This is a genomic window from Actinocorallia libanotica (assembly GCF_039525175.1).
GTDB classification, from domain to species: Bacteria; Actinomycetota; Actinomycetes; order Streptosporangiales; family Streptosporangiaceae; genus Actinocorallia; species Actinocorallia libanotica.
In genome coordinates this window covers 1-12,308 of record NZ_BAAAHH010000060.1, presented here as the reverse complement: position 1 = coordinate 12,308, position 12,308 = coordinate 1, and the positions used below count along the sequence as shown (strand labels likewise).

Sequence of the window (12,308 nt, the reverse complement as noted above, 5' to 3'; positions counted from 1 at the left end):
AGCATGGCCAGCCGAGAAGAGATCAAGAACGGCATCGACTTCGCCGAGCGCCGCGCCGCGCACTACCAGCAGATCGCCGACGACGGCGGCAACGAGCAGTGGGGCGCCGAACGAGCCCAGCAGGAAGCCACCTCATTCGCCGCGCACGCCGCCTCCCTGCAAGCCCGCCTCACGGCCAAGTAACCGAACGCCCAACTCCCACGGCCCGGCCCGCACCCAGCAGGCTGGGCCTTTCTTCGGCCCTCGACGTCACACCAGCCCCATCCCTCGCGCGCACGGCTGCGCGCGTAGAGCAGAGCCCGACCACTTAATGATCTTGTCACGGGGGTGTCACGCGGCCCTGTCACGCAGGTGTCACGCCTGCCTGTCACGGCCGTGACACCACCTCTGACCTGTAAGTCCCGCCCCCAGCCCCCGCCCGTGACGCGCTGAAGGTGTCACAGGGGCTTCCTTCCAAAAAACGCGACGGCCATGAGGCCGTCGCTTCGTATGCCCGTGTTCTCACAGAGAGGTTCTCGTGTGGAGGCCCGTGATCATCATGATGAAGAGACCTTGTCCAAGACTTCCGGCAACCACCGGCCTCCGCCTCCGCCCGACGACGCACCGCCCCAAGGCGGCAAAGGCGGCAAGGGCCCCGATATGGCGCAGGTGCTGGTGACCATGGCCGAAGAGACCTACAGGTTCATCCGCGCCGATGACGGCCGTACCTACGGGGTGCCCAAGGACGGGCCGAACATCGCGGTCCCGCTGGGCTCCAAAGGTGAGGGAGGGGTGCGGGCCAAGCTCGCCACCTCGTTGTGGCGGCGCAGCGGCCAGGTCGCTTCCGGCGCCGCGTTGTCGGACTGCGTCAACGTGCTGGAAGGCGAGGCCGGGGAGAAGGACCCCGAGCCGGTGTTCCTGCGCATGGGTCGCCTGCATGATCCCGAGCTGGGTGAGTGCGTCGTGGTCGACATGGGCACCGAGACCGGGCAGGCCATCGTCGTCACCTGCGACGGCTGGCGGACCGAGGCGAAGTCGCCCGTCATCTTCCGCCGCTCCAGCCTGGTGCACCCGCTGGTCGAACCCGTGCACGGCGGTTCTCTGAACACGCTGCGGGCACTGGTCAACCTTTCCGAGGAGGACTACCGGTTGGCGATCGGCTGGGTGGTAGCGGCGTTCTTCCTCGACATCCCCCACCCGATTCTCTTCGTCCAGGGCGAGCAGGGCACCGCCAAGTCCACCCTGGTGCGGACCCTGCTGTCGTTGTGCGACCCGCAGCCGGCCGCCGACCGTGAGACCCCTGCAGGCTCGCGTGAGTGGGCCATCTTCGCCCGCGCGTCCTGGGCGTTCTCCTTCGACAACCTCACCGAGATCCCCGACTGGTTCTCCAACAGCCTGTGCAAGGGCGTCACCGGCGACTCCGTCCTGCAGCGCGCCCTGCACTCGGACGAGGACATCGTGGTGTTCTCCTTCCAGCGGGTCATGGCCATCACCACCATCGGCATCAAGCACGCCCTCGCCGGCGACCTGGTCGACCGCATGCTGCTGGTCGAACCCGAAGTCCTCGACAGCCGCCGACCCGAATCCGAGATCCGCGCCGCCCGCGAAGCCGCCCTGCCCGAAGCACTCGGAGCCATCCTCGACCTGGTCTGCGGAACGCTGGCGCACCTGCCCAACGTCCAGATCGAGAACCTGCCGCGCATGGCCGACTTCGCCCGCGTCCTGGCCGCCCTGGACGCCCATACCGGCTGGAGCACCCTGGCCACCTACCGGGAGCGGATCGTGGCGATGGGCGCCTCCCTCATCGAGGGCGACGTCTTCGCCCAGTCCCTCTACCGGCTGGCCCACCGCCCCAACCCCGACGGACCGCCGCCCGGCCCCTGGGAGGGGAGCACCGCCGACCTGCTGGCCGAACTCCACAAGATCTGCGTCCAGGGCGGCATGGCCGTCACGGAACTGCCCAAGGACGTGCGCGTCGCCGGGCAGAAGGTCACGGAGGTCGCTCCGTCCCTGCGCAAGCTCGGTGTCGATGTCCGACGCCGTAAGTCCGGCTCCAAACGCTTCGTCAGCGTCAGCAAGATCACCTCTTAAATCCTGTCTCTTCCCTCTCTCATCTTCAAAAGAGGGAAACCCATGTCCCTCCCGTCCCACACAGTCCCTGAACTGCACGGACGCAGGGACAACCCCATGTCCCAGCCATGTCCCCGTTGTCCCATGATCACGACTGGCCTTGTCCCCCATGTCCCACCGAGGACAAGGCCTTGTCCCGCTGTTTCCGCAGCTCAGAAGCCGAATGGGACAGCAGGGACATGCTTCGGCGATTTCTTCCCATCACCGACCAGGCCGACGGCGGGCGGGGGATGCCTCATCCTTCCGCCCGCCGCATGAGTTAGACATCCCCCGCCCCGCGCAACGGAGCCGACCCATGCCCTCACACCGTCCCGATCAGGCCGTGCGCCTGGCCCTGGAACTGGCCGAACTCGGATGGCACATCCTGCCCCTCTCACCCACCAGCAAAAGACCACTCGCCAACTGTCCCGACTGCCGCGACACCACCACTCATGCGATCGAACGCTGCGTCTGCATCCCCGCCGGTCGGCTCTGCCACGGCGTTCGTGCCGCGACCATCGACCCGAACCGCATCACCAGGTGGTGGAACGAGCACCCCGACGCCATCCCCGGCATCGCAGCCGGCCCCTCCCACCTGGTCCTCATCGACCTCGACACCCACGCCGACCAACCGCCCGCCGACCCCGCGGCTGAGCTGCTACCCGGAATCGACCTGGCGGCCAAGAACATCCCAGCCGAGCAGCTCGCCGACATCCGCAGCGGACGCGACGTCCTGCTGCTCCTGGCCAAACTGCGCGGCGGGCCCCGCCCCTGGCCGACCGGCCCCGAGCACCAGGCCGTCGTCGTCACCACCCCGTCCGGCGGACGACACCTGTGGTACCGGGCCCCGCCCGGCATCGACCTACGGCAGGCGATCGGCGAACTCGGCTGGCAGATCGACATCAAAGCCGGATGGTCCTACGGCATCGCCCCCAGCGCCCTCACCCGCCGCGGCCCTTACACCGTCCTCGCCGGCGACCCCGCCCGTCCCGGACGGATGCCCGCCTGGCTCGAACACGAAGTACGTCGCGCGGCCAGCCGCCGAGCTTTGCCCAAAGGCTTGCCCAAACCCTTGCCCACCCAGGTCAGACCCAGTGGGCAAGCCGGACCGAGCGCTTACTTGACCACCGTCATCGAACGCGGCGCCGCCGAACTCACCCGGCTCCACGACGGTCGGCAACGCGCCCTCTCCGCCCTCGCCTACAAGGCCGGCGGACTCCTCGCCTGGTCCGGCCTACCCCGATCCGACGTCGAAACCCGGCTCATCGACATCGGCACCGCCAGCGGCCTACCTGACCGGCTCGCCCGCCGAGTCGTCACCCGAGCCATCGCCAACGGAGTAGCCCGTCCTCTGCCCGAGCCCGGCCGCAAAGCCTGACCCAGGTGCCCCGACTCATCTCTCAACGATCACCCCGTCTCCAGACCTTCGAAACGGAGGAGAACACATGGCTACCAGCCGCCGGATCCCCGGTAAGAACCCCCAGAATTCCCAGTCGCCTTTGGAGTGGCTGACTCTCGAACAGGTGCTGACCCTGCTCCAGGTGAAGCGTTCGACCTTCGACGACTGGCGGCGAAAGAAGGTGGCGCCGCCGATCACGAAGCTGCCGAACCGACAGATCCGGATCGAGCGCGGAGCGTTCGAGGCCTGGATGAAGGAGCGGGAGGAAGCGTGACCTTCAGCAAGAATCCGGCCTCCGTCCCTGAAGAGGGGCCGGGGGCCGGCCCCGTTCAGATCTCCTATAACGTCCGCATCCGGGAGATCAAGGAATTGCCGCCCACCCAACGGAGCAAGGGGAAACCCCGGTATCAGCTCCGCTGGACCGTCTCAGGTAGAGAGCACTCCAAGAACTTCAGCGGGAAGCGACTGGCGGAGGGCCACCAGGCGAAGCTGCGCACCGCGGCCAACGAGGGCCAGCCTTTCGACGTCCGGTCAGGACTCCCGTTGTCCATGCTCCCCAAGGCCCCCGAGCCGAAGAAGAAGCAGGAACCGACGTGGTACGAGTTCGCGATCTCGTATTCGAAGATGAAGTGGAAGACCGTGTCGCCAGGGCATCGGCGGGGCATCGCCGAGGGCCTGGCCGCCACGACGCTGGCGCTGGTCCGTCGGGAGGAAGGCGGCCCGGACGCTTCAGAGATCCATGCAGCGCTCAGCACGTGGGCTTTCAACGTGACCGCGCACAAGGACGGTCTTCCGGCCGAGCTACACAAGGTGATCCGCTGGGTCGAAGAGCACAGCGTGAACATGTCGGAGCTTGAGGACACGGATCTGGTCCGCGACGTCCTGGTCCAGCTCACGCTCAAGCTCGACGGGACCAAAGCCTCCGCCTCGACCTACAAGCGCAAACGAGCGACCTTCTTCAACGCCCTCAAGTACGCGGTCGAGAAGAAGCACCTGGCCGTGAATCCTCTGCTCATCGTCAGCTTGCCTGCGGCCAAGAGCAACGATTCCATCGACCGTCGCCGGGTGGTCAACGAGGCCACGGGGCGTCGACTCCTCATCGCCGCCGGGCAGCAGGGCGCGATGGGTCGGCACTTGCAGGCGTTCTACGGCTGCCTGTTCCTCGCCGGCCTCCGACCGGGGGAGGCAGTCACTCTGGCAGAAGACGAGATCGATCTGCCCGAGGACGAAGAGGAGTGGGGATGGTTCCACCTGGCCGACTCCTCCCCTGAGGTCAGCGGGGCCTGGACCGACAGCGGAGAGCGGGAGATCCGCCAGCTCAAACACCGAGCGGTCGCGGAGACCAGGCCCGTACCGATCTCACCGGTCCTCGGCGCACTGCTGCGGCGGCACCTGCGGGAGTTCGGGACCGCGCCGGACGGCAGGCTCTTCCGCGGTGAGGACGGTGGTCTGGTCTCTGAGAGCACCACCAACCGGATCTGGGACTCCGCACGGGCGGAGGTTCTCACCCGTGCCGAGACGAAATCCGTCCTGGCCGAACGTCCCTACGACCTGCGGCACGCCCGGCTGTCGATCTGGCTGAACGCCGGAGTCGACCCGGCCCAGATCTCCGAGTGGGCAGGCAACAGCGTCCCGGTGCTGCTGCGCGTCTACATCCACTGTCTCAGCGGCTCCCAGGAGACCGCGCTGGCCAAGCTGGGGCGCAAGAGCTCGCCCAAGGCCGAAGAGGTGGATCTCAGCGACCTGGACCAGCTGCTGATCGGTCAGGACGCCCCCGAGCCGCAGCCGGTCTCCTGCTACGAGCTGGCCGTCGCCTACATCGGGGCCAAATGGGACACCATCGGCCCGACGACCCGCAAAGGCGCCCTGGAGACCATCACCAAGGTCACCATGGCCCTGCTGGACCGTCCCGGCCCCTGGCCCACAGACGTCCAGCTCGTCCAGGCCCTGACGTCCTGGGCGTTCAGGCCCGACCGCTGGGACGCGATCCCCGACGATCACGCCAAAGTGATCGCCTGGGTGGCCGAGCACTCCCCCAATGCCAGGGTGCTCAAGGATCCCGAGCGGCTCGGTTCCGTCCTGGCCTACCTCGGCAGGCGGCTCGACGGAGAACCGGCCTCCCCCAACGTCGCTGCCCGCCGGCGGTCGGTCCTGTTCAACCTCCTGGAGTACGCGGTCAGGGAACGGCATCTGCCGGTCAACCCGCTGCTCTTCCGAAGCTGGCGGACCTGAAACGAATCCGGGAATAGTCCGGGACCAGCCGCTCAGGCCCGGTGATCGCCGTGAATGACCGGTGATCCAAAGCGAACGGCCCCCGCCTGCTTCCGCAGGTCGGGGGCCGTTTCGGCTGCTGTGGCGGCTGGTGGGTTCGAACCACCGTAGGCTGAGCCGGCAGATTTACAGTCTGCTCCCTTTGGCCACTCGGGCAAACCGCCGTGTGTCGCTTGCGACGTCAGAAATACTAGCGGATGCCGGGGGTGGTCGTCACACGGGATTGGTGTGAGGCGGGGGAACGGGCTGGGAGACTGGGAGGGGCGGGTCCGGTGGGTCCGCCTCAGGGACATCGTCGTTATGCGTGAGGACATCTGAACCGTGGCATCCGAGAGTTCGTTCGACATCGTCTCCAAGCTGGACCGGCAGGAGACGGACAACGCGCTGAACCAGGCGGCCAAGGAAGTGGCCAACCGGTTCGACTTCCGCAACGTGGACGCGGGGATCAGGTGGTCGGGGGAGTCCATCGAGATCCAGGCCAACAGCGAGGAGCGGGCACTGGCGGTCCTCGACGTCTTCAAGGAGAAGCTGATCAAGCGGGGGCTCTCGTTGAAGATCCTCGACGCGGGTGAGCCGAAGGCGTCCGGGAAGCTCTACAAGCTGGGGGTGAACCTCAAGGAGGGGATCTCGCAGGAGAACGCCAAGAAGATCGGCAAGATCATCCGGGAGGAGGGGCCGAAGGGCGTCAAGGCCCAGATCCAGGGTGAGGAGCTGCGGGTCAGCTCCAAGAAGCGGGACGACCTGCAGGAGGTCATCGCGCTGCTGAAGGGCAAGGAGGACCTCGACATCGCCCTCCAGTTCATCAACTACCGGTAGTACGGCCGGGACCCGCCCGCAGAGTACGCGGGCGGGTCCCGGAAGCCGGGCCCGAAGGCCGGAAGGCCGGGGTCAGCCGTGCGTGCCGTCGGCCATGCGCTCCAGGCGGGCGATCCGCTCGGGAATGGGCGGGTGCGTGGAGAACAGCTTGCTGAGGCCGCCGCCGCTGAACGGGTGGGCGATCATCAGCGCGCTGGTCGACTCGATCTGCGGGTCGGCCGGCAGCGGCAGGGCGCGGACCCCGCCGGAGATCTTGCGCAGGGCGCTGGCGAGGGCCAGCGGGTCGCCGCTGAGGCGGGCGCCGGACTCGTCGGCCTGGTACTCGCGGGTGCGGCTGATCGCCATCTGGATGATCCCGGCGGCCACCGGGCCGAGGACGATCATCAGCAGGGCGCCGAACATGCCGGGGCCCTCCCGGTCGTCGGAGCGGCCCGGCAGGAACATGCCGAGGTAGGTCAGGTAGGTGACGACCGTGGCGAGCGCCGCCGCGACGGACGCGATGAGGATGTCGCGGTTGTAGACGTGCGACAGCTCGTGGCCGATCACCGCGCGCAGCTCCCGCCGGTCGAGCATCTGCAGGATCCCCCGGGTCACGCAGACCGCCGCGTTGCGCGGGTTGCGGCCGGTGGCGAACGCGTTGGGCTGCGGCGTCTCCGAGACGTACAGGCGCGGCATGGGCTGGCGCGCGGCGGTGGCCAGCTCGCGGACGATCGCGTACAGGACGGGCGCCTCGACCTCGCTGATGGGGTGGGCGCGCATCGAGCGCAACGCGATCTTGTCGCTGAAGAAGTAGGCGACGCCGTTGCTCACCAGCGCGATCACCAGGGCGATCAGCAGTCCGCCCCGCCCGCCGAGCCCCCACCCGACGAGCAGCATCACCGCGGAAAGCGCGGCGATCAGCGCCGCCGTCTTCACGCCGTTCATAGCTCAGAACCTCCCCTTGGCTCTCCGCCCGAAACAACGTGCGGATCAGGGGAAACGTTCCTCGATGGGTCTTTCAGCCCGCCGGGAAGACCGCCTGCAGCAGCACCTGGGGCACCACCGACAGCAGCACGGCGCCCGCTCCCGTGATGCCCAGCGCCAGCCTGTAGGGCAGCCCGGTCGGCGGCAGCGGCCCCGTCCCGGGCGCGAACAGCCGCGCCGCCCACACCAGGTAGTAGTAAAGCCCGATGACGACGTTGACGGCCATGACGGCGGCGAGCCAGACCACCGGCCCGGTCATCACGGCCTTGAAGACGAGCACCTTGGCCACGAGCCCCATCACGCCCGGCGGCAGCCCCGCCAGACAGATCAAGAAAAAGGCCAACGAAACCCCAGAAAGCGGATCACGCCGGACCAGGCCCCGGTAGTCCGCCAGCAGGTTCCCCTCCGACGCCCGACCCGCCCCGTGGACGACCGCGAAGGCGCCCAGGTTCATCACCGCGTAGAACGCCAGGTACCCGGCGGTCGCCCCGATTCCCTGCCCGATGTGCTCGGCGCCCACGGCCAGCGGCGCCAGCATGTACCCCGACTGCGCCACCGACGACCACGCCAGCAGCCGTACGGCCTGCGTCTGGCGCAGCGCCATCACGTTGCCCACCGTCATCGTCGCGGCCGCCAGGACCGCCAGCAGCGGCCCCCAGACGTCCCCGTGGGAGGGGAACGCCAGCGCGACGACCAGCGCCAGCCCGGCGAACCCGCCGGCCTTGGAGACGACCGACAGGAACGCCGCGACCGGCACCGGCGCGCCCTGGTACACGTCCGGCGCCCAGAAGTGGAACGGCACCGCCGCGACCTTGAACGCGAACCCCGCGACGACCATGACGATCCCCGCCGCCAGGACGGGCTCCAGCGCCCCCTCGACGGACGCGGCCGCGATCCGGTCGAAGTGCATCGCCCCGGCCGTCCCGTACACGAGGCTGATCCCGAACAGCAGCACCGCCGCCGAGACCACCGACACCAGGAACAGCTTCACCGCCGCCTCGGTGGCCCGCCCGTCGTAGCGCTTCAGCGCCACCAGCGCGAACACCGGCAGCGCCAGCGTCTCCAGCGCCGTGAACAGCAGCACCAGGTCGCGCGCCGCGACGAGCGCCAGCGCGCCGGTGACCGCGCACAGCAGCAGGAAGTAGTACTCCCCCGCCGGGACGTCGGCGGACTCCAGCTCCGCGAGCGACATCAGGACGACCACGACGGCCGCCGCCAGCACGATGCCCTGGAAGAGCAGCGTGAACGCGTCGACGACGTAGGAGCACGACTCCAGCCCGTCCCCGCGCAGCGTCTCCGGCACGCAGAACGTCCGCCGCACCTCGCCGGGAACGAGCGCGAAGACCGCCGCCAGGCCCGCGGTGAGCGCGAGCGCCGTCAGCCGTCCCAGCCACCGCGCGCCCAGCTCGAACGCCCCGGCCAGCAGCACCCCGACCGCCGCGACCGCGACGATCAGCACCGGCGCCACCGCCGCGTAGTCGATCTCCTGGATCACGTTCAAGACCCCGCTCCGATCAGCGCGCGCACCGGCCCGTCGGTGAGGGCCAGCAGCATCCCCGGCCACAGCCCGATCAGCACCACCAGGACGATCAGCGGCACCCACGACGCCCATTCCGCGGGGTGCACGTCGGCGACGGCCGTCCCCGTCCCCGACCGCCCGTGGGTGATCCTGCCGAGCAGCCGCAGGAAGTAGGCGGCCGTCAGCACCGCGCCGACCGCCGCCACCGCCATGTACGTCACGAACGTCTCCCGGGGCAGCCCCGCACCGGGCTGGTAGGCGCCCACGAGCGCGAGCATCTCGCCCCAGAACCCGGCGAGGCCCGGCAGCCCGAGGGAGGCGACGGCGGCGAAGATGAGCACCGCCGCCAGCCGCGGCGCGCGGGCCAGCATCCCGCCGCCGATCCCGGCGAGGTCGCCCGTCCCGTACCGCTCCTTGATAGATCCGGCGAGGAAGAACAGCAGGCCCGTGATGAGCCCGTGCGCGATGTTGCCGAACAGCGCCGCGTTGATGCCGGTGGCGCTCAGCGTCGCGATGCCCAGCAGCACGAAGCCCATGTGCCCGATGGAGGAGTAGGCGATGAGCCGTTTCAGGTCGGTCTGCGCCAGGCAGGCCAGCGCCCCGTAGATGATCCCGACGACCGCCAGGCAGCCCAGCCACGGCGCCCAGAACGCCGCGCCCTCGGGCAGCGCGGGCACGGCGATGCGCACCAGGCCGTACGTGCCCATCTTCAGCAGCACCCCGGCCAGCAGCACGGACCCGACGGTGGGCGCCTCGGTGTGCGCGTCGGGCAGCCACGTGTGCAGCGGCCACATCGGCGTCTTCACCGCCAGCCCGAGGCCGATGAACGCGAACGCCGCGATCTGGACGCCGCGCGCGATCCGCAGCCCCTGGCTCTCGGCCAGCGCGACCATGTCGAACGTCCCGCCGCTGACGCCCAGCAGCATCAGGCCCGCCAGCAGAGCGGCCGAGCCCAGCAGCGTGTAGAGGATGAACTTGTACGCCGCGCGCCGCCGCCCCTCACCGCCCCACAGGGCGATGACGACGTACATCGGGATCAGCACGACCTCGAAGAACACGAAGAACAGCACGAGGTCCAGCGCGAGGAACGTGCCGATCATGCCGAGTTCGAGGACGAACAGCAGCGCCGTCATCAGCTTCGCGTTGTGCACCTCGTGGCGGCCCAGGTACAGGAAGCACAGGAACGTCAGCAGCGCCGTGAGGACGACCAGGGGCAGCGAGATGCCGTCGACGCCGAGGTGGAAGCGCACCCCGATGGCCGGAATCCACGGCACGTCCATCGGCTGCTGCATCCGGTCCGGCTCGCCGTAGTCGAACGCCGCGACCTGCACGAGCGCCATCGCCAGGATGAACCCGGACGCCACGCGCCCGAACCCGACCGGGTCGAGCCGGATCGAGGCGGGCACCAGGAAGGGCAGGACGGCCGCGGCGAGCGGCAGCCAGAGAAGGTGGACGAGAGTGCTCACGTGAGGGCCACCACCGCCAGGACGAGGAACACGACTCCGGCCAGCAGGCCGGTCAGGTAGGTCTGCGGATTGCCCGCCTGCGGCAGCGCGGCGAACGCCCCGAGGCCGCGCGCCGCCGGGACCGTCGCCTCGACGGCGCCGTCCAGGACGCGCTTGTCGGCGCCGCGCACGGCCCGTCCCAGCCACCTGACGGGACGGACGACGGCGAGGTCGTACAGCCCGTCGAGGTAGAAGGCGTTCTCCAGCACCGGACGCACCCGCTTCATCCGTTCCGCCGGGTCGGAGGCGGGCGCGTCACGCCAGGCCAGGAACATCGCGCCGGCTCCCGCGGCGGTGAACAGCAGCGCCATGGCCGCGGCCCCCAGGTGAGGCCGCAGCTCCTCCGCCGCCAGACCGAAGAACCCGATGACGGCGCTCGCTCCCGCCAGCACCACGATCGGCCACCGCATGGCTCCCGGAGCCTCGTGCGCGTCACGTTCCGGCCCGAAGAACGTCATCAGCCACGCCCGCAGCGCGTACGCGGCCGTCAGCGCGGTCGTGACGAGCAGCGCGAGGTAGACCGTCCAGGCCGTCCAGCCCGGAATGGCCGCCCCGGGGAGCGTCCCGAGCCGTCCGCCGTCGACCGCGACACGCTGCGCGTGCTCGATGACGGCGTCCTTGGAGAAGAACCCGGCGACCGGCGGCAGCCCCGCCAGCGCCGCGTACCCGACGGTCGCGCACACGAACGTCACGGGCATCGCCTTGCGCAGGCCGCCCATGTCGGAGAGCAGGTTGGAGCCGACGGCGTGGATGACGCACCCGGCCGCGAGGAACAGCAGCGCCTTGAACGCCCCGTGCGTCACGAGGTGGAACATCGCCGCCGTCTTCGCGCCGACCGCCAGGCCCGCCGTCATGATGGCCAGCTGGCTGATCGTCGAGTACGCCAGCACCCGTTTGAGGTCGCGCTGGGCCAGCGCCGCCAGCGCCGCCCCGACCATCGAGACCGCCGCGAGGACGCCCAGCACGGCCAGCGCGACGGGCGCCTCGGCGAACACCCCGTACAGCCGGGCCACCAGGTAGACGCCCGCCGCGACCATCGTCGCGGCGTGGATGAGCGCGCTGATCGGCGTCGGGCCGGCCATCGCGTCGGGAAGCCAGGTGTGCAGCGGGAACTGGGCGCTCTTGCCCGCGACCCCGCACAGCAGCAGGAGCGCGGCGACCACGACGGTGGTGTGCGGCATCGTGTCGACCTCGGCCAGCACGGTGGCGATGTCGAAGCTCCCCGCGCCCAGCCCCAGCACGATGACGCCGAGCAGCAGCCCCGCGTCGCCGACGCGGGTGACCAGGAACGCCTTGGCCGCCGCCCGCGAGTTGGCCTTGTCCTCCCAGTGGTGGCCGACGAGGAAGTACGAGCAGATGCCCATGACCTCCCAGCCGACGTACAGCACCATGAGGTCGCGGGCGAAGACCACCAGCAGCATCGCCGAGGTGAACAGCGACACGAACGCCGCGTACGACGAGTAGCGCGGCTCGTCCCGCATGTAGGCGACCGAGTAGATCTGGACGGCCAGCGCGACCACGCCGACCAGCAGGCCCAGCAGCGCCGACAGCCCGTCCACGCTCAGCCCGACGAGGATCGGCGGGCCGCCGGTGGGGATCTGGGCGAGCGTGCCCGTCCGGGTGCCGGGGCTGCGCCACGCCGTCAGCGCGATGATCAGGGTGAGCGCCGTCATCGCCGCGGTCGGCAGCACCGCGAACAGCACCGGGCCGAGCGCGCCGCGCGCGCCGCCGCCCGGCAGCCCGGCGG

Annotated in this window: 10 protein-coding genes and 1 tRNA gene; 6 read left to right on the top strand and 5 right to left on the bottom strand. The window is 69.7% G+C overall.

The window, feature by feature from the left end:
• The first annotated feature begins 3 nt into the window (after window positions 1–3).
• From ABD140_RS37325 to ABD140_RS37305, 5 genes are all read left to right on the top strand, one after another.
• The gene (locus ABD140_RS37325; protein ID WP_344247294.1) at window positions 4–183 is read left to right on the top strand and encodes a hypothetical protein; all 180 of its coding nucleotides are present in this window, start codon (window positions 4–6) and stop codon (window positions 181–183) included.
• A gap of 369 nt (window positions 184–552) precedes the next feature.
• Complete coding sequence (locus ABD140_RS37320; RefSeq protein ID WP_344247292.1) at window positions 553–2,070, top strand: ATP-binding protein; 1,518 nt, start codon at window positions 553–555, stop codon at window positions 2,068–2,070.
• A 334-nt stretch (window positions 2,071–2,404) separates the two neighbouring features.
• Window positions 2,405–3,466 carry a bifunctional DNA primase/polymerase gene (locus ABD140_RS37315; RefSeq protein WP_344247290.1) on the top strand — a complete coding sequence of 354 codons (1,062 nt, stop codon included), beginning with the start codon at window positions 2,405–2,407 and terminating at the stop codon, window positions 3,464–3,466.
• Between the two features lie 67 nt (window positions 3,467–3,533).
• A complete protein-coding gene (locus tag ABD140_RS37310; protein WP_344247287.1) occupies window positions 3,534–3,761 on the top strand; it encodes a helix-turn-helix transcriptional regulator in 228 nt (75 codons plus the stop codon).
• Complete coding sequence (locus ABD140_RS37305; RefSeq protein ID WP_344247285.1) at window positions 3,758–5,719, top strand: tyrosine-type recombinase/integrase; 1,962 nt, start codon at window positions 3,758–3,760, stop codon at window positions 5,717–5,719. Before ABD140_RS37310 ends, ABD140_RS37305 begins: the two co-directional genes overlap by 4 nt.
• 121 nt (window positions 5,720–5,840) lie before the next feature.
• On the opposite strand, the gene ABD140_RS37300 is transcribed toward ABD140_RS37305, so the two are convergent.
• Window positions 5,841–5,922 (bottom strand) — tRNA-Tyr (locus ABD140_RS37300).
• A gap of 157 nt (window positions 5,923–6,079) precedes the next feature.
• Here ABD140_RS37300 and ABD140_RS37295 point away from each other — a divergent pair.
• Window positions 6,080–6,574 carry a YajQ family cyclic di-GMP-binding protein gene (locus tag ABD140_RS37295; RefSeq protein WP_344247283.1) on the top strand — a complete coding sequence of 165 codons (495 nt, stop codon included), beginning with the start codon at window positions 6,080–6,082 and terminating at the stop codon, window positions 6,572–6,574.
• 72 nt (window positions 6,575–6,646) lie between these two features.
• On the opposite strand, the gene htpX is transcribed toward ABD140_RS37295, so the two are convergent.
• The 4 genes from htpX to ABD140_RS37275 all read right to left on the bottom strand — a co-directional run.
• A complete protein-coding gene (gene htpX, locus ABD140_RS37290) occupies window positions 6,647–7,498 on the bottom strand; it encodes a zinc metalloprotease HtpX (RefSeq protein WP_344247281.1) in 852 nt (283 codons plus the stop codon).
• Window positions 7,499–7,571: 73 nt separating this feature from the next.
• A complete protein-coding gene (locus ABD140_RS37285) occupies window positions 7,572–9,032 on the bottom strand; it encodes an NADH-quinone oxidoreductase subunit N (protein ID WP_344247348.1) in 1,461 nt (486 codons plus the stop codon).
• Window positions 9,033–9,034: 2 nt separating this feature from the next.
• On the bottom strand, window positions 9,035–10,522 hold the full coding sequence (locus ABD140_RS37280; protein ID WP_344247279.1) for a complex I subunit 4 family protein: 1,488 nt from the start codon (window positions 10,520–10,522) through the stop codon (window positions 9,035–9,037).
• Window positions 10,519–12,308: NADH-quinone oxidoreductase subunit 5 family protein (locus ABD140_RS37275; protein WP_344247277.1), on the bottom strand; the 1,790-nt coding region annotated here is incomplete at its 5' end. The genes ABD140_RS37280 and ABD140_RS37275, both read right to left, overlap by 4 nt.